General features: G+C 38.4%; 8 protein-coding genes and 1 CRISPR repeat array. Of the genes, 1 reads left to right on the top strand and 7 read right to left on the bottom strand.

Annotation, left to right across the window (positions count from 1 at the left end):
- Positions 1–64: 64 nt before the first annotated feature.
- From cysS to ruvA, 4 genes are all read right to left on the bottom strand, one after another.
- Positions 65–1,531: a cysteine--tRNA ligase gene (gene cysS, locus H0S70_RS12895; protein ID WP_188321074.1), complete on the bottom strand. Its 1,467-nt coding sequence runs from the start codon at positions 1,529–1,531 to the stop codon at positions 65–67.
- Positions 1,532–1,622: 91 nt separating this feature from the next.
- Positions 1,623–2,288 carry a GTP cyclohydrolase I FolE gene (gene folE / locus H0S70_RS12890; protein WP_123904203.1) on the bottom strand — a complete coding sequence of 222 codons (666 nt, stop codon included), beginning with the start codon at positions 2,286–2,288 and terminating at the stop codon, positions 1,623–1,625.
- A gap of 123 nt (positions 2,289–2,411) precedes the next feature.
- A complete protein-coding gene (sov, locus tag H0S70_RS12885) occupies positions 2,412–9,419 on the bottom strand; it encodes a T9SS outer membrane translocon Sov/SprA (protein ID WP_188321073.1) in 7,008 nt (2,335 codons plus the stop codon).
- A 72-nt stretch (positions 9,420–9,491) separates the two neighbouring features.
- Positions 9,492–10,076 carry a Holliday junction branch migration protein RuvA gene (gene ruvA, locus H0S70_RS12880; RefSeq protein WP_188321072.1) on the bottom strand — a complete coding sequence of 195 codons (585 nt, stop codon included), beginning with the start codon at positions 10,074–10,076 and terminating at the stop codon, positions 9,492–9,494.
- A gap of 394 nt (positions 10,077–10,470) precedes the next feature.
- Between ruvA and H0S70_RS12875 the strand changes: the two genes are divergently transcribed.
- Positions 10,471–11,754: a DUF389 domain-containing protein gene (locus tag H0S70_RS12875; protein WP_088263931.1), complete on the top strand. Its 1,284-nt coding sequence runs from the start codon at positions 10,471–10,473 to the stop codon at positions 11,752–11,754.
- A gap of 9 nt (positions 11,755–11,763) precedes the next feature.
- Here H0S70_RS12875 and H0S70_RS12870 read toward each other — a convergent pair whose 3' ends face one another.
- From H0S70_RS12870 to cas1, 3 genes are all read right to left on the bottom strand, one after another.
- Entirely contained in the window at positions 11,764–12,060 is a 297-nt protein-coding gene (locus H0S70_RS12870; RefSeq protein ID WP_188321071.1) for a LytR/AlgR family response regulator transcription factor, read from the bottom strand.
- A gap of 357 nt (positions 12,061–12,417) precedes the next feature.
- A CRISPR array of direct repeats spans positions 12,418–18,546; the repeat unit is 47 nt; unit sequence GTTGTGAATTGCTTTCAAAAATTATTATCTTCGTGACACGACGCAAC.
- 333 nt (positions 18,547–18,879) lie between these two features.
- Positions 18,880–19,218: a CRISPR-associated endonuclease Cas2 gene (gene cas2, locus H0S70_RS12865; protein WP_031502888.1), complete on the bottom strand. Its 339-nt coding sequence runs from the start codon at positions 19,216–19,218 to the stop codon at positions 18,880–18,882.
- A 25-nt stretch (positions 19,219–19,243) separates the two neighbouring features.
- Entirely contained in the window at positions 19,244–20,137 is an 894-nt protein-coding gene (gene cas1, locus H0S70_RS12860; protein ID WP_123248903.1) for a type II CRISPR-associated endonuclease Cas1, read from the bottom strand.

Below are 20,137 nucleotides of genomic sequence, written 5' to 3'. Positions count from 1 at the left end.
CAGACACAAAAAAACCTTTCCAACAAATCGCTGAAAAGGTTAAAAAAAAATATGATATTAAATTTTAGTTCAAAGAATACGTCGTACCGTCGCGACCATCTTTCAATTCAATTCCTTCTGCCAATAAACGATCTCGAATCTGGTCTGAAAGTTCGAAATTCTTCGATTTTCTCGCTTGATTTCTTAGTTCGATCAATACTTGCAGCGTTTGGTCGAGTTTTTCGTTATTGTTTTCTTCGATGTTCTGAAGCCCTAAAACTTCATACACAAAACTATCCATTTGCGATTTTAAAAGTTCCAAATCCGATGTGGAAATCTGCTCTTTTCCATCTTTTAATTTAAAGATAAAATTCACTGCTTCAAAAAGATGTGAAATCAAAATCGGAGAATTGAAATCATCAGTTAAAGCTGCATAACATTTCTCTTTCCATTCATTAAGATTAAAAGAAGAATCCTGATCAGCTGGTACTGAAATTTGGCTTAAAATCTTCATGGCTTCCATCAATCGCTGAAAACCTTTTTCACTTGCCACCATTGCTTCATTCGAAATATCGAGAACGCTTCGGTAATGCGCTTGTAAAAAATTGAATCTTACAATCGTTGGGTGAAAAGGTTTTTCAAAAAAATCGTTGTTTCCAGAAACCAACTCCATTGGGAGAATATAATTTCCAGTTGATTTGCTCATTCTTTGTCCGTTCATGGTGAGCATATTTGCGTGTAACCAGTAGTTTACAGGCTCAGTTCCGTTGCAGGCTTTTCCTTGAGCCACTTCACACTCGTGGTGCGGAAATTTCAAATCCATTCCACCACCGTGGATATCGAATTTTTCACCTAAATACTTGGTGCTCATTGCGGTACACTCAAGATGCCATCCCGGAAAACCTTCGCCCCAAGGCGAGTTCCAACGCATGATATGAGCCGGAGAAGCAGCTTTCCAAAGGGCAAAATCCTGGGGGTTTTTCTTTTCATTTTGCCCGTCAAGATCGCGCGTATTTGCGAAGAGTTCTTCAATATTTCTTCGGGAAAGTTCCCCGTAGTTCAGGCCTTTATTATTGTATTCCAAAACATCGAAATACACAGAACCATTGCTTTCATAGGCAAACCCTTTATCTAGTAATTTTTGGGTAAGCTCGATTTGCTCCAAAATATGTCCGGTCGCAGTAGGTTCTATGGTCGGTGGAAGCAGGTTGAAGGTATCCAAAACCTTATGAAAATCGACGGTATATTTCTGTACAATCTCCATGGGCTCTAGTTTTTCGAGGCGAGACTGCTTCACGAAACGGTCGTTATCCACATCTCCATCATCGGTGAGGTGACCTGCATCGGTAATGTTTCTTACATATCTAACCTTATATCCCAAATGCACAAGTGTTCGGTAAATAAAGTCAAAAGACATGAAAGTTCGCACGTTTCCGAGGTGTACATTGCTGTAAACGGTAGGTCCACAAACATACATCCCAACATTTTTTTCGTGAATGGGTTTGAAGATTTCCTTTTCGCCGGAAAGCGAGTTGTATAATTTGAGTTCCATTATTTTAAATTAAAAAGATTAAAAAATTGAAGAATTGAAGAATTAAAAAATAGAATCTTAGTTCTTATTTTTTTAATTGAATTCTTGTGGCTTAGTCGAATTTAGCGTGGCTTCCTACGTAATGCAAAAATTCCTGTCTGGTAATAGGATTTGTTCTGAAAATGCCACTCAATTCTGCGGTGATGGTTGAGCTTGCGGTATCTTTGATGCCGCGACAATTCACGCACAGATGTTTCGCATCGATGATACAGGCAACATCTTTAGTTCCTAATGCCTGTTTCAGCGCATCTACAATTTGCATGGTCAATCTTTCCTGAACTTGCGGGCGTTTCGCGTAATAATCTACAATTCTATTAATTTTAGAAAGTCCTATTACTTCACCATTGGAAATATAAGCAACGTGTGCTTTTCCGATAATTGGCAGGAAATGATGTTCGCAGAAAGAATAAACGGTGATGTCTTTTTCCACCAGCATTTGGCGGTATTTGTATTTATTGGAAAACGTAGAAATTCCAGGTTTGTTTTCAGGAAGTAGTCCGCCGAAAATTTCGTTGACATACATTTTGGCCACTCTTTTCGGGGAATCTTTCAAGGAATCATCATTCATATCCATCCCTAAAGTTTCCATAATCTGATGAAAATGGTGCTGAATGATTTCTATTTTTTCCTGAGGTGTTTTCTCGAAAGCGTCAGATCGGAGCGGAGTATGGTCTTTTCCGGTGAACAAATCGTCGTCGTTATCAATATCTTGATTCATATCTCTTTAATGAAAAAGCAAAATTAGGGATTTAATTTTTTAAAATGATAAAGAATTAAGTGTTGAGCGCATCTTTAACTAAAAAAAAACTCAGAACCGAAATTCTGAGTTTTATATCCATCTTTAAAATCCGCCCCCACTTCCAGCGAAGGTAAAGGTTGCGGTGAGTCCCGCACGAATGGTAGAAAGCGGAAACGCAGTAGAAATTTTATATTTGGTCAATAATTGATCGTAGAAGAATCTTAAACTGAAATTCTGCGACATGTTGTAATCGGCGGAAAGTTTAATGCTCATCATCTTCTGTCCACCGGTGACTTGCGAATCATTTTGTAAGATATTCGTAATTCTGGTTTGGCTGTCTCTAAGGGAGAAATCACCACGAATATTAAGATCACTTTTGATGGTTCTTGCTTTTCCTTTGAAATTCATTTTCAGTTTCAAATCCTTGATGATGTATCCAAATCCGATGATGTATTCTTTACCAACATCTTCGGTCAAAGTATGATTCACCAAACCGAGCATGAACATTCTGTCGCGGTTATATTGCGCCCGGAATTGCATGTTGTTTCTCATCGTGACATCAGCACCAATCAACGGAGCAAAAGCTTCCACATAACCTACTTGCGAGAAGGTGTACGGGTTGAAAGCATTTCCGTAAGTATCGGTTTGCGGCGCATCCTGATTGTTTTGCATGTTGTAATAATCTACACTCGATTGAATTCCTGTGGAAGTGAAAGTTGAACTGTAAGAATGCAAAATATCAAACTTCGAGAATTGGCTATTGATAATCGGAATGTTTTTCAATCCGGAATAGGTCACCCTCCAATTCGGCAACGGAACGCCGGTTTTCTTAGGATCCGAAAGTCTTCCATCGATGGTTTTTCCTTCAACCGCCGCTTGGAATGCCGGGATTAACACATACGCATCGCCCAATCCTTTTCCGCTCGCAAATTCCGCTTCATCGTACAATCCGCCGGAACGAAGATAGATTTGCTTCGCATTTTCATACATATTATCGTAGATGGTTTTTCCGTCAACAAAAGCGGTTCGGAAGGTCCAAGCTGTTTTGGAATACGTAATCATTTCGGTACCGAATGAGAACTGGAATCCGTTGGCTCCGTTGGAATCCGCATCTACATTATAACCTCCTTGCACAAAATTGCTGTTGTAATTTCTCAAGACATTCAAATCGATTCGGAAATCGTTGATGGGCATAATCTGAACATTCGCCAAGAAATTTTGATTCTTCATTTGGGTATAAGCATCATTCATATAAGTAGAATTCGAAAGCCAACCGTTTTCGATAACGGTTCTTCTAATATCCGCCTGAGAGCCCAAAAGGAATCCATAAGTTGGTCCGCCCAAAGTTTGCCCATATCCGTACCAATTCGGTGCAGAAAGCAATCCAGGAAGTACGGTTCCATTGTTTTCGTTATACGAAACATCGAGTTGTTTAATCGAAGTTAGCGCATAAGCGATACTTTGCAAAGGATTCAACTTGTTTTTAAATTGATAACTTTTGAAAGTTTTCTTGGAATTTGGCTTTTGCCACAATTGGGTATAAGCGTTGTTGAGGGAATCCACTTCCTTTTTACGCTTTTGCATGGTGGTATTTATTTTCTGGAAATACTTAAACTTGCTAAAAAATTTAGGTACATCCACTGTAGAAGTGGCTACAATATTATTTGTATTCTGTCCGATACTTCCTAAACTTTCCGCCGCATTGGTTTCCGGGTTTACGAAGCTGGTCATCACGGTACTTCTCGCATTCCAATTATAAGTAAATCCGTAGCCGAGTTCCGCATTGATGAAATCGAGGTAAGGAAGATATTGGAACGGGAACTTATAATTCAACTGTACACGGTGGTTGTATAAAACCGGTCTTCCTGCCCGGAATGGGTTTTCGAAAATCGATTTATTGTTCATATCGTTCACGTTCAGATTGTCATTCAACGTCCGCATCGCTGAGTTGATTTCCAACTTCAGTGATTTGGTAAAGTTAAAGCCCAAACCATATTGCCAACCGAAATAGAAGTTACGGTTTTTGATGACATCGAAATTGTCTCCTGAATTTCCGTTGAGGATCGCTTCAATATTTCTAAACTCTAATTCGTTGTAGTTTCTATCGATTTCAGTTCTGAAAGAGAATCTCGTCGGAACCAAATTGAAATTAACTTCTTTGATAAATCTTAAATATTTATAAGATTTTGCAGTATCGCTCACTATTTTATTGAAAGGTCTCAAAACCCATGGTTTAAACGAATAATTATAGTCGATATACCCTTTTAGATATTGGCGGTAGTTTTTCTTGGTGTACACATCTCTATAGTAATCGTCGTTATAAACCGCAGTCACTGAAAGATTTTCCACATCGTAGAATTTCGGTTTTTTGTCCGGATTCATTCGATCTTTACGCATATTTACTACCCCAATACTTCTTTGTTGGGTGTAAGTTCTTGCTACTTTCTTCAACTCTTGGCGGTTCGGCGCTTGCTCGAAAGTAACATCATTATCCAAAGGATTGTATTTTGGATCCTCGATGGTCTGCGTGTAAGAATAATTCACAGGAATCTTCATCCCTACCTTTTCCGGAAGGAATTTATCCACATTCACCGTGGTGTTTACGTTGAAAGCAGAAAGCGTTGACTGCGCTCTTTCCGATGGTTTTTGGGTAATTCCACCAAATCCGATGGTCGAATAAGAACCATTCGCATTCACGGTGGCAAAATCTCCGAGGTTGAAATTTACGCTAGCATTTCCGGCGTAGCCTCCTTTGTTTTCGATTTCAGAAAGACGGATTTCGTTCACCCAAAGAACTAAATCTTTCGAGCTGCTTTGATCTTTGTTTCTAACCCCCAACATAATGGTAGTTACGTTTCCTAAACTCGGTCTTCCTTTGATGAAGATTTTTTTGTTAGGATCCAATGCGCCATATTCAAAATCTTCGGTTCTTTGATCGATGACCACGGAACCATTTTCGTCTCTTCTCAATTTAGCATCGATGAAGTTTTGCACTTCCAAATTCACAGTGTTATCTGTAGGCCAGATTTCCAATGGTGAAGTCGCATTTTTCGGAGTATAAGTTAAAGAAGTTTCGTACTCATAGTAGTTATCGGTGGCGTCGCTACCAAATCGGATAAAGAATTTCGCGTTTGGATCCAAACCATTGCTGATTGCTCCTGCTCTTACATCTTCAGCATGAACAAAAAGTTCCAATTTCTTGTATCTGCGCATATCCAACGCCACATTTTTGAACACCGCTCTTGAAGTTTTCGGTGCGATTGGCGAAGTTTTCAGGTAAAGAGAAGCTTCGTTCTGTCTCTGCGCACCGGCGTTTCCGCTAAGAACTTGTCGATCGATTCCCGGAGGCAATACATACGGCGGCTGGTTCAATCCGTTTTCTTCTAAATTAACGCTTCCAACATCCATTCGGTTGGTTTCGGAATCATCTACAGGATTCACTCCTTCGGTATCATTAATGTTAGTCGCGATATCTTTGGTATATTTTCTCCAGTCACTTCGTACCAAATCCAGGGTTCCGAAACGCAGGGTTGAAGTTTGATCAAAACCTGTTAATAAAATTCTTGCAAAACGAACATTGTTAAGAACCGCAGGATCGTGATCTCCGGCATCAGTAACAAACTGAGAAACCGGAACACGGAAAAGATACCATTTGTTGGATGAAGTCTGGCCATTTTGGAATTTTGCTTCTACTACTTTTTCATCCACGATGAAGTTCTGTCCTAAAGTAAGACTAGTTTTATCCAGATTAATGTTGTATTGGTTATAGTTTTCACTTTGGTCCAAATTGTAGTCGCGGTTTACATCTTCAGCATCCGGAGTTTGGGTGGCTACTTCCAATGAATTGCTTTGGGAATTGGCTTCCGGACCACGGAAATATTTGTAGCGCTCCAAAAGTGATGAAGCTTGCGCACCTTGGAACTGATCTGAAAGGTAAAACACAAAATCATCGGATGCGGGATCGGGCGTATTGGTCACCGGATTGATAAAATTAGTTCCGAATTTGGCACTTTCACCTTGCGCATCAAGGCCGTCATACCCTAAATCTTGTGCGACTCTTTCTTCATTTTCCGTAGAAAAAGCGTACAAAATTGGGAACTGGTTCGGCTGAGTTCCCCAATTGGTCGTGGTGGTATTTGCCGGAACATTTGGAGTTGGCAACCCGTTTTCGTACTGTAATTTTCCATCTTTCAACACATCTTCGGAAACATTTCCTAATTGAAGCAATAATTTCGGATTGGCTCCTAAGTTCTTACCATCAGCATACGGATCCATCATCCAGAATTCCACATATTCGATATTCGAATTCACGAAATTGGATACGGTGATAGGTCTCATCAAACCTGCCCATCTTTCTTGGGTGGTTTCATTGTTCGGATTCACATTGTACGGACCTCTTTCATTTGGGAAATAGGTAATATCGAAAGTATTGGTATAAAGTTGTTCGCCCGCTACAAAATCTCTGGAATTGTAAAGCTCCTGGGTTTGTACTCTTCGCGAAGCGTGGTTGGATACCGCTTCAGCATTAATTCCGTTCGGTGCTTTTCCTCCAATTCCATAAAACCTTGGATCGATATTGTACCAAGTCAGCAAACCTCTTCCATTGCCGTGAGACAAATCATCATTGGAATTAGCATTCGAGAATACTGGTTCCGGATTGTGTTCAGGTTTAGAAGCAAGACTCCACATTGCGGGTTCTTTCAAAGAAATTTTGGAAGTAGTTTGCTCGAAATCGTCGATATAAGATTGATCGCCAATTCCTTTATTCTGTCCCGGAATCAGATAGGCACCTTCCGCCACAAAACTCAAATTGGATGGCGCTTCGGTATTTACCAACGGAATTTTATCGGTTAATCTGGTGAGGAATGGCAGCTCATTATTATACAAAATATTGAAACCAGCCATGGTGTTGTTCACCGCTTCTTGGCCGTAATTTACTTTCTGGGTTAATGGCGTTTCAGAATAATTCACCACCGTACCACCAATGGTCAAATGTTCATTGAATTTCCTTTCCAAATTCAATCCAAGGAATCTTTTTCTTTGGGTATTGAAAGTCAATTGATTTTCAAGAGAAATATTGATGGCTTGCCCGGATTGTTTCACCGCTTCGTTAATGATGTTTACGGTACCTAGCATATAATCTACGGTAAAGTCAATACCTTCCTGAAGTTGTACTCCATTGGCCGTTACTTTCACCGAACCTTGTGGAACGTTGATTGCGCCAAGAGAAATCCCTGTTCCTTGAGAGCCTTTGAAGCGACCTTCCAAGGTGTACGCCAAAGCCAGACGGTTTTCGGAGGCTACATTTTTGAATTTATCATACAAATCATTGAATACAAATTTCGGATCACTGCTTCCCAAAACATTTTGAAGATAAGCTCCAAATGGTTTCGCTTTGGTGAAGATGATTTTCCCATTTTCAGGATCGATGGTAATGCCGTTAACGAAATCGAAAATTCCATCTCCCGTGGTAGCGCCGTTTTGCTGTAAATCGTTGTTCATATTCAAACGATCCCAGTTGAACAATTTAAGGAGGTTAGTATCTTGAACCGCCGTTCCAGGAAGATAATTCACCTTTCCGTTTTGGGCATCCCTTAAATATACATTCAATAAAAAGTTTTCCGAATTGATTTGATTTGAATTTAAGGAATAAATATTCTTCATCATCAAATCCCACATCGGTGTTGTAGTAGTTGTTTTCGTATTCGATTTCAACAATTTGGTAATCAAAACCGGGCTTTCTTCGGAGAACTCCCCTACTTTATACACCTTGCTGTCGCCGTTCAAGGTGTAGGTGTACGACACCGCCAAAAGTTGGTTATCGTTTAGTCTTTGATTTAAGGAAATATATCCCAACTGAGGATGATAGGTAAATTCGCTTTGGGTAAGTTTTCTGGCTTTTCTATTGAAGATAAACTGCTCTCCATCGGTATAATTTTCAATAGATCCGTTGGCGTTCGGAAAAGATTGTCCGTTGATGGTATTATAAGCGGTATTCACATCCCGAATTCCCGCGCCAAGGTTCGCAATCCCTTGATATAAATTATTTTGCGAGTTGTCCGGAAAGCCGGAAATACCTTCTCCCAAATCTCGGATTCCGAGGATTCCTTTCTGATCCTGAAGATTACCGGATCCCTGATCGAGCACCCACGCTTCAATTCTGGTAATGCTTACTCTGGAATTGATTTGAGGATAATTGAGCAAAGCATTGTCGTAAGAATTCAGGAAGTAATGACCTAGATAGTAGTGCTGATTGTCTTCGTAATCAATCGCGTTGAGTTTGAAGGTGTTCATCACGCCACCGCCTTGCGCCACGATGGTTCGGGATTCACCTTGCTGTTGCGAGAAGACCAAAGTTCCAGTAGTTTTCCCCAACTGAAACTCCGTTTTTAAACCAAAAAGCGATTCTGAACCGCGAATTAAACTGGTAGAAAGCGGCATATTCACGTTACCAAATTCTACTTTCTTGATGATTTTATCTTCTCCGCCGGTTGTTTTATCATTTAACCCTTTGGTTTGTAGGTCTTTCCACGTTCCTTTTGCTTGCCAAACCAAATTCATTCTATTTTCGAAAGCGAAACCACTTTGTGTATCATAATTCGCTTTAAGTTGCAGATTTTCACCTACTTTACCCAATAATCCCAACTGAATTCTCTGTTGGATATCAATGGCAAAACTGGTTCTGTTTTGTGGTAAAATCAATGGATTATCGATTTTTTGGTACAATCCACCAATGTCGAAAGAGGCGAAACCTTGCGGAATAATCTCGATTTTATTGCCACCAAAAACAGATTCGAAGAGTTTATTTTTAATGTTTACACTGGGCAGAAGTCCTTTTTTCAGGGCATCTGTTTGATCTTTTCGAGATCCTAAATCGTGGGTTGAGGATTTTTCTTTGTAATATTCGCTCAACTGATTGGAAAGCATGTACTGATGATACTCCTCAGAAGACATGGATACTGGATTTCCTACGACCATGTTTCCGACTTTTGGGTACAAGAAATACATACCACTCGTCACATCATAAAAAGCTTCGTATCGCAACGGATTGGGAAGCGAAAAATCTTGCCTCACCGAAGCGCTGTCTGATGGTTTTTCCTGCGCATTCATGGTGGCGAATGAGCAACAAAACACGAATAAATATGTAAATTGACGACAAAAAAAACTAATCTTCTCCAAATGTTAAATATTTTTTAAAATTTGCTTCACTAAATTTTCTACGGTAAGCTCCGGATTTTGCTTAAGGACTCGGTCTGCAATTTTCTCGCTCATCTTTTTAGCAATTCCCAAAACCTCTAATGCAGATAACGCTTCTTCCTTCACTTTATTATTCACTGCCGCGGAAATATTTTCCTCAGAGTTCTTGAATTTTTGGACTTTATCCCGTAAATCAACAATGATTCTCTCGGCGGTTTTCGTACCAATTCCTTTTACCTTTTGTAACAACGCACTGTTGTTGGAAAGGATGGCCGAAGCAATCTCCTCAAGGCTCAAAGAAGAGAGCATAATGATGGCAGAGACCGGCCCTACTCCGTTAACACTTATTAACAGATTAAACATTTCTTTTTCCAAAATTGTGTTAAAACCGAAGAGTAAATGCGCATCTTCGCGGATAATTTGCTGGATATTGAGGAAAGCAGGTTGCCCTAATTGAAGCTTTTCAGAAGTTTGAAGACTGATTCCCACATAGTAACCAACGCCTTGTACGTCGATGATTACGGAGGTTGGATTGAGTTCCTGAATGTTTCCTTTTAAAGAATAAATCATGAGTTATTTTTGAAAAACCCAAATATAGGTTTTTTAAAATTTAATCTTTGATCATTTGTTTGTAAACAAAAAATAACTTTTTTATAGAGCTTTTCGATGCCAGCCGATGATGATGGTTGTGAATATTTTTTAACTACTAATTCATAATCTGCATAAATTTTATGACAAATTGCATATAGCAAATTCCCTTTTGCTAAGTCACTCAATTTCGAGTAAACTACAATTCCTGCGTAGCATAATTATTCATCTTCAAAATCCGATCTATAAAAATAATAAGCATTGAATTGGATTCTGGGCTTTATAAAAGAAAACAAAGCATAAAACCGCGAGTTTTATCTGTCATTACATTGTTTTTATCGTGGTTATTTTTATCTTAGTCACAAAGAATAAATTCATGAGCGTATTTTATAACCTGTTTAGCTTAAACAAAGGAGCAGAGGACAAGGAAAAAGTAAGGGAAGATATTGTGGCAAATATCTCATTTCGAGGGGCAAACCTGTGGATTTTGGCTTGTGCTATTTTAATTGCTTCTATTGGTCTTAATATGAATTCTACCGCGGTGATTATTGGGGCGATGCTAATTTCACCACTGATGGGGCCTATCGTAGGTTCCGGTTTTGCGCTTGCAACGTATGATTTTAATTTTCTGAAAAGATCCGTGAAAAATCTACTGATTGCTACCTTGGTTGGACTCATTGTATCGAGTTTATATTTTTTTCTAAGTCCGTTCAAAGATGCGCAATCTGAAATTTTATCCCGTACCTCGCCCACTATTTACGATGTTCTAATCGCATTTTTTGGTGGTATTGTAGGTGCGGTTTCCATCACAAGAATTGAAAAAGGAAATCCTATCCCGGGAGTGGCTATCGCTACCGCACTGATGCCGCCTCTGTGTACCGCAGGATTTGGAATTGCCCATTTCAACATGAAATTTGTAGCAGGCGCGCTCTATCTTTACAGCATTAATTGTTTTTTTATCGGGATTTCTACTTTTTTGGTGATTAAATATCTTAAATATCCCGCCGTGAAAACTGAAAACACGGGTTTTGATAAAAAAGTGCGGGTGATTATTTCGGTATTAATGTTACTGATGATTATTCCGAGTTCCTATTTGGCTTACAGCTTATTACAAGAAAAAAAGTTTATCCAAAATGCTGAAAAATTCATCCAAGATCAATTTACGAAGAACGGCTATACTGTGATTTACAAAAACATCAACTATAAAACCAATCCCAAACAAATGGAGCTGGCTTTTCTTTCGAAAAAATTTGATAGTTTAGAAATAAAAAAATTAAACAAAGAGCTCAACGCTTATGGACTTTCCGACACGGAACTGATTATTAAAGCAAACAATTCCGATTTGAAAAAGGAAATTTTATCGGAAATTAATAAATCCAGCAATCAGGTTTCAGATAAAGACATCCAAATTCAGAATTTACTGGGTGAGATCGACACTTACCAGATCGGAAATAAATCGTTGGACGAAGAAATTAAAATCATTTTTCCAGATATCGACGCAATTTCATTTGGCACCGTTACCGATTATTCCAAAAATGATTCCCTTAAGAAAGGAAATATTATCCTTTACCAAGCCGAAAAATCCATAGATGAAGCAAAGTTGAAAGCTTGGCTTGAAAGAAAATTCGGATCAAAAGACCTCACCATAATCAAAAAATAAAATCGGCTTTTACTTAAAACGATCAATAAACTCCGTTAAAAAAGCTTTGTATTTTTCGCTCACAGGAATTCGTTCGTTGGCGACCACTATGCTGTTTTTGCCTACACTTTGCAGGTGATTCAGCGAGATGATGTGCGAGTTATGAACCCTGATGAAGTTCTCTAAATTTATTTTCTCCATGATGGATTTCATGGTTTGATGCACGATGAGTTTTCTGGTGACGGTATAAATGATGATATAATCTTTCATCGTATTAATCCTGAAAATTTCATCGAGGTTGAGCTTGATATCTTCGTGATTGATCACAGCTGAAATTATTTTTGTCGTCTTTCTTGATGGGTTTTGAATTGCTTTGGCTCAGCCTGGCTTTGTCCTGCGTTTTTCGCCGAATCCTTAGGATTTCAAAAATTATTATCTTCGTAACACGACGCAACCTCAAACTGAAAAACCTCCTGATATGGAGGTTTTTAACGGGGTTTTTAGAATTTAAAAAGCTTTAAATTTCCATTTTACAATTCTATAAATTTATCTTTTCTTAATTCGTGATTGCTTTGGCTCAGCCAACACTTTCCCAATCCCTTTCGCCGAATCCTGCGGATTTCAAAATTAATTATCTTCGTGACACGACGCCACGAAGTAGAAACTATTACCGGTCTTACTTCCGTTGTGAATTGCTTTCAAAAATTATTATCTTCGTGACACGACGCAACCGAACTTCAAGTTAAAATTATCAATTTCACGTTGTGAATTGCTTTCAAAAATTATTATCTTCGTGACACGACGCAACAGAAAAGAGGGGGCGGAACACACTTACAGGGTTGTGAATTGCTTTCAAAAATTATTATCTTCGTGACACGACGCAACAAAATTTTTAAATTCCCTTGTATTAGAACAGTTGTGAATTGCTTTCAAAAATTATTATCTTCGTGACACGACGCAACGATTGTGTGCTTTCCAAAGGTGGTAACTGCGTTGTGAATTGCTTTCAAAAATTATTATCTTCGTGACACGACGCAACTTGCTGTTCTATCAATCACAAATACATAGTGTTGTGAATTGCTTTCAAAAATTATTATCTTCGTGACACGACGCAACATATTATCAATAACGTGCCGTCTCCGACTAGTTGTGAATTGCTTTCAAAAATTATTATCTTCGTGACACGACGCAACGGCACTATTATCGAAGACATCAGCCAATGTGTTGTGAATTGCTTTCAAAAATTATTATCTTCGTGACACGACGCAACTTCAGGCGGTCTTGCAACGACCCTTTTTTAGTTGTGAATTGCTTTCAAAAATTCTTATCTTCGTGACACGACGCAACTTCGCAACTTTCGACGCAATCCTCTGCCTCGTTGTGAATTGCTTTCAAAAATTATTATCTTCGTGACACGACGCAACAAATAATTCAATAACAAGAGATGACCAAGAGTTGTGAATTGCTTTCAAAAATTATTATCTTCGTGACACGACGCAACTTATCCCTGTATAGCAACCGATAACAAACCGTTGTGAATTGCTTTCAAAAATTATTATCTTCGTGACACGACGCAACAAAATCGTCGCAGTTACTGCGGGTTCTTCAGTTGTGAATTGCTTTCAAAAATTATTATCTTCGTGACACGACGCAACCATTTCTTTGTCATAAGCCCTTGCTAAATCGTTGTGAATTGCTTTCAAAAATTATTATCTTCGTGACACGACGCAACTGATTATTTCCGTGAAAGACTCAACACTTTGTTGTGAATTGCTTTCAAAAATTATTATCTTCGTGACACGACGCAACAAAATTTTTAAATTCCCTTGTATTAGAACAGTTGTGAATTGCTTTCAAAAATTATTATCTTCGTGACACGACGCAACGATTGTGTGCTTTCCAAAGGTGGTAACTGCGTTGTGAATTGCTTTCAAAAATTATTATCTTCGTGACACGACGCAACTTGCTGTTCTATCAATCACAAATACATAGTGTTGTGAATTGCTTTCAAAAATTATTATCTTCGTGACACGACGCAACATATTATCAATAACGTGCCGTCTCCGACTAGTTGTGAATTGCTTTCAAAAATTATTATCTTCGTGACACGACGCAACGGCACTATTATCGAAGACATCAGCCAATGTGTTGTGAATTGCTTTCAAAAATTATTATCTTCGTGACACGACGCAACTTCAGGCGGTCTTGCAACGACCCTTTTTTAGTTGTGAATTGCTTTCAAAAATTCTTATCTTCGTGACACGACGCAACTTCGCAACTTTCGACGCAATCCTCTGCCTCGTTGTGAATTGCTTTCAAAAATTATTATCTTCGTGACACGACGCAACAAATAACACAATAACAAGAGATGACCAAGAGTTGTGAATTGCTTTCAAAAATTATTATCTTCGTGACACGACGCAACTTTGCCCTGTATAGCAACCGATAACAAACCGTTGTGAATTGCTTTCAAAAATTATTATCTTCGTGACACGACGCAACAAAATCGTCGCAGTTACTGCGGGTTCTTCAGTTGTGAATTGCTTTCAAAAATTATTATCTTCGTGACACGACGCAACCATTTCTTTGTCATAAGCCCTTGCTAAATCGTTGTGAATTGCTTTCAAAAATTATTATCTTCGTGACACGACGCAACTGATTATTTCCGTGAAAGACTCAACACTTTGTTGTGAATTGCTTTCAAAAATTATTATCTTCGTGACACGACGCAACCCTCGTATATTTCGGAAGGTGTGAGGTTGTGTTGTGAATTGCTTTCAAAAATTATTATCTTCGTGACACGACGCAACAAATCCACCATAATTAAATATATCACTCATGTTGTGAATTGCTTTCAAAAATTATTATCTTCGTGACACGACGCAACCTGTCAAGATCTTTCATCGCTTCATAAAACGTTGTGAATTGCTTTCAAAAATTATTATCTTCGTGACACGACGCAACATTGCATTAGGCGAGCCGGTAGTTTGGCCAGTTGTGAATTGCTTTCAAAAATTATTATCTTCGTGACACGACGCAACCAGTCGCTTGATGAGCAAATTCGTTTCCTAGTTGTGAATTGCTTTCAAAAATTATTATCTTCGTGACACGACGCAACGCGTAATTCATTGATTATTGTTTTCTCCTTGTTGTGAATTGCTTTCAAAAATTATTATCTTCGTGACACGACGCAACCTGTTGCTTTTGTTGTAAGTCCTTCAGCGTGTTGTGAATTGCTTTCAAAAATTATTATCTTCGTGACACGACGCAACACCTTATGACCTTTCACAGTCATTCAAATTGTTGTGAATTGCTTTCAAAAATTATTATCTTCGTGACACGACGCAACTTGTGTCACGTACTCGCTCATCATAGCAGGGTTGTGAATTGCTTTCAAAAATTATTATCTTCGTGACACGACGCAACTTCCTAGGGGGTGTTGACTGTGCGCCTCCGGTTGTGAATTGCTTTCAAAAATTATTATCTTCGTGACACGACGCAACGCTGCAGTGAAAGATTTGGTTTCCTTTCCGGTTGTGAATTGCTTTCAAAAATTATTATCTTCGTGACACGACGCAACCTGTAGAATTCGAGGCTACCCTCGCCACCAGTTGTGAATTGCTTTCAAAAATTATTATCTTCGTGACACGACACAACAACTGCGCTATCCTGGCTCGCAGAATCAGTGTTGTGAATTGCTTTCAAAAATTATTATCTTCGTGACACGACACAACATACATGTTGCATCGGTACAAGGATCCCTCGTTGTGAATTGCTTTCAAAAATTATTATCTTCGTGACACGACACAACCTGAAGTTCCTCAATGCATTTCCGTTTTGTGTTGTGAATTGCTTTCAAAAATTATTATCTTCGTGACACGACACAACCGACCAAACTTGCTGAAACACTGGCTTACTGTTGTGAATTGCTTTCAAAAATTATTATCTTCGTGACACGACACAACCAATTAATTTTTAAAACCAAACCTATGACAGTTGTGAATTGCTTTCAAAAATTATTATCTTCGTGACACGACACAACCGCTGAATAAGAAGTTAATGTCACAAAATCGTTGTGAATTGCTTTCAAAAATTATTATCTTCGTGACACGACACAACCCGTCTGTTTTCAGGTCGTTGTAATAACCAGTTGTGAATTGCTTTCAAAAATTATTATCTTCGTGACACGACACAACAGAACTGATTTATGGTGCTGCCGAAGATGTGTTGTGAATTGCTTTCAAAAATTATTATCTTCGTGACACGACACAACTTTTCAATTATTTCTACATTACCTGAAATGGTTGTGAATTGCTTTCAAAAATTATTATCTTCGTGACACGACACAACTAAACAGTTTTTGTTAATTGTTTAGCAAATGTTGTGAATTGCTTTCAAAAATTATTATCTTCGTGACACGACACAACTGTAAAGCATTAGGATACTATAGAGACCATGTTGTGAATTGCTTTCAAAAATTATTATCTTCGTGACACGACACAACTGTGGTTGGGTTGTATTCTCCCTTATAAATGTTGTGAATTGCTTTCAAAAATTATTATCTTCGTGACACGACACAACATATAAGTTGCTAAAGTCCAAGGACTTCCAGTTGTGAATTGCTTTCAAAAATTATTATCTTCGTGACACGACACAACATCAACTCTCAAGACTTGGAATGTGTGTAGGTTGTGAATTGCTTTCAAAAATTATTATCTTCGTGACACGACACAACCAAAAAAAAACCGTCAGAGATTCGAATGTTGTTGTGAATTGCTTTCAAAAATTATTATCTTCGTGACACGACACAACACGGGAGATTTGAACGTGAACCCGAAAAACGTTGTGAATTGCTTTCAAAAATTATTATCTTCGTGACACGACACAACGGTTTGGTAGACGAGAAAAAGGCAGCCATCGTTGTGAATTGCTTTCAAAAATTATTATCTTCGTGACACGACACAACTATTCACAAAAAACACAAGTATGTTGATGTGTTGTGAATTGCTTTCAAAAATTATTATCTTCGTGACACGACACAACTGCTGGAAAGGGAAACGTTTATCGGCATCAGTTGTGAATTGCTTTCAAAAATTATTATCTTCGTGACACGACACAACATTCAAGATTGTTATTTTAATGGTCTGGTGGTTGTGAATTGCTTTCAAAAATTATTATCTTCGTGACACGACACAACTAAGAAGAATTCTAGCGGATCGGTATTCATGTTGTGAATTGCTTTCAAAAATTATTATCTTCGTGACACGACACAACTTTACAAAGGCGTTCCCTGCAGGAAATATGGTTGTGAATTGCTTTCAAAAATTATTATCTTCGTGACACGACACAACGATGCCTCCAGTCTAAAAGTGTCATTTAATGTTGTGAATTGCTTTCAAAAATTATTATCTTCGTGACACGACACAACTGGCAGAACGGAAATATTTTCGCTGCTGCCGTTGTGAATTGCTTTCAAAAATTATTATCTTCGTGACACGACACAACTAACCTCGATTTGACTGCAGACTTTAATCCGTTGTGAATTGCTTTCAAAAATTATTATCTTCGTGACACGACACAACTCCATATCAAAACTGCCGTACTTTTCACCTGTTGTGAATTGCTTTCAAAAATTATTATCTTCGTGACACGACACAACGTAACATTTGATCGTAAAGATGAATCAGCCGTTGTGAATTGCTTTCAAAAATTATTATCTTCGTGACACGACACAACACTGTACTCTTATCAGCCGGTTAAGTTCTCGTTGTGAATTGCTTTCAAAAATTATTATCTTCGTGACACGACACAACCTGTGAAAGTTTAGTAAGGTTAACATTATCGTTGTGAATTGCTTTCAAAAATTATTATCTTCGTGACACGACACAACGAGATTGCTAGTCGGTTTAATACCTCTCAAGTTGTGAATTGCTTTCAAAAATTATTATCTTCGTGACACGACACAACAAAGCATTTCTTTCCGCCATCTGTTCCTTTGTTGTGAATTGCTTTCAAAAATTATTATCTTCGTGACACGACACAACGAATCGCTGTTTGAAAAATACTTTGCTCCCGTTGTGAATTGCTTTCAAAAATTATTATCTTCGTGACACGACACAACGCAAGTTGTTACCCACTACCAACCAATTCAGTTGTGAATTGCTTTCAAAAATTATTATCTTCGTGACACGACACAACCAATCGGTATCTTATATCCAACGCAAACTGTTGTGAATTGCTTTCAAAAATTATTATCTTCGTGACACGACACAACTCTATTTCCGGAAGCTGGAACAGAACAGCAGTTGTGAATTGCTTTCAAAAATTATTATCTTCGTGACACGACACAACTGTGGAAAATGCCAGCACAGAATCTGAAACGTTGTGAATTGCTTTCAAAAATTATTATCTTCGTGACACGACACAACACGTAGCAGAATCTGAAAGACTGGCACTGCGTTGTGAATTGCTTTCAAAAATTATTATCTTCGTGACACGACACAACTACATTCAGTTTCCATATGAGGCCAAAGTCGTTGTGAATTGCTTTCAAAAATTATTATCTTCGTGACACGACACAACCTCTCATGGATTTATCTAATACTCCATATTGTTGTGAATTGCTTTCAAAAATTATTATCTTCGTGACACGACACAACACCGCCACCACGACGAGAAAGGCGTTACATGTTGTGAATTGCTTTCAAAAATTATTATCTTCGTGACACGACACAACTGCCAAAGTAAGAGATACCAAAGGAGACTAGTTGTGAATTGCTTTCAAAAATTATTATCTTCGTGACACGACACAACCTCAAACTGAAAAACCTCCTGATATGGAGGTTTTTAACGGGGTTTTCAGAATTTCAAAAGCTTTAAATTTCCATTTTAGAATTCTATAGATTTATCCTTTTTTATTTCGTGATTGCTTTGGCTCAGCCATAACTTTCCCAATCCATTTCGCCGAATCCTGCGGATTTCAAAAATTATTATCTTCGTGACACGACGCAACCTCAAATTGAAAAACCTCCTAGCACAGGAGGTTTTTGAGGTTTTTCCAGCATTTAAAATTCCGCTTTCTATCGTTCTGTTTTGGTTTAAACGCAGCTCTTTTTCTATACTGATGGAGTCTTTTAATTACAGATGCTAAAAAAGCTCTAATTGCTGATAAGTTGGTGGAGGTTCTTCTTTGTTTCGGGCAAAAAAGATTTCAATATCGCCAAATTGTTTGTCGGTAATGCACATAATCGCCACTTTGCCCGCCTTGGGCAAGATGGATTTCACCCTCTTAATATGAACTTCTGCATTTTCTCTACTTGGGCAATGCCTCATATACATAGAAAACTGAAACAATGCAAAACCATCATCCAACAATCTTTTTCTGAAAAGATTGGCGGCTTTCATGTTGGCTTTGGTTTCGGTTGGTAAATCGTATAAAACTAAAACCCACATAATTCGGTAGGCATTAAACCTTTCGGCATTCATATTTTTTTAGATGTATTTCTTCTCATTATAAAAATTCAGGATAAGAAACCTGTCGTTTTTCTCCCGTGTAGCATTTGTACAAGGAAGAAACCGTTGTCTTCACTGCTACCATCAAAGGTCTGGTTTTGCCGTCGATCTTCACATCTTTGGTGGCGATTTGAAGGATATGCGCCTTGAATTCTTTGGTTAATTCCTCCGTATCCGGATTTCGGGTGAGCCAATCCATGACCAACCAATCCACAAAAGGGCGGTAAGGTTCCATCATATCATCCGCCAAGCAATAAGGGTTGTATTTATTCTTATGGAAAATCCCCAAAACCGGAAGCAACCCTGTTTCTACAATGGCTCTCGCCACGATACTTCTTAGCACAGAATATCCAAAATTGAAAAACTGATTGGGAGAATCACCAAACCTTTGCCGAAGAAAATCCAGACTGATGAGGTATTTCCAATAATGTTGTGCCGCAATGCCTTCCATATTGGTTAGATCACCACTTTTCACATTGTTTCGATAATCGATCATCGGTTCATAATAATTGCCTAATCTTCGGAGTACTTCTTTCTGGTTATCAATCTTACACTCGATGGTCTGTTTCCAGAGTTGTTTTTTGAGCGGTTCGCTCGCTTCCATTTGATCTTTTATTCGGTCGGAAAATTCGGTATGCCCATGAAGTGGAAGCATGATTCCATGTGGCAAATGATGAGCATCGCAACTGATGACTACTACATTATTACCCATCATTTTCTGTATCAGCTGATGGGAAACGGTAATCTGCCAATGATCCAGCATCAACAATCCCAAATCTTCTACGGGAACCTTGCCTTTCATCTGACCAGTTTCCGGCTCCATAATATATAGCTGCTCATCTTTGAGTTTGAGATAAGCGGGATTGCCGATGTAGATGGAGCGGGTGATCAT

This window comes from Chryseobacterium manosquense (assembly GCF_014623485.1).
GTDB classification, from domain to species: domain Bacteria; phylum Bacteroidota; class Bacteroidia; order Flavobacteriales; family Weeksellaceae; genus Kaistella; species Kaistella haifensis.
This window is presented reverse-complemented; position numbering and strand designations above follow the sequence as displayed.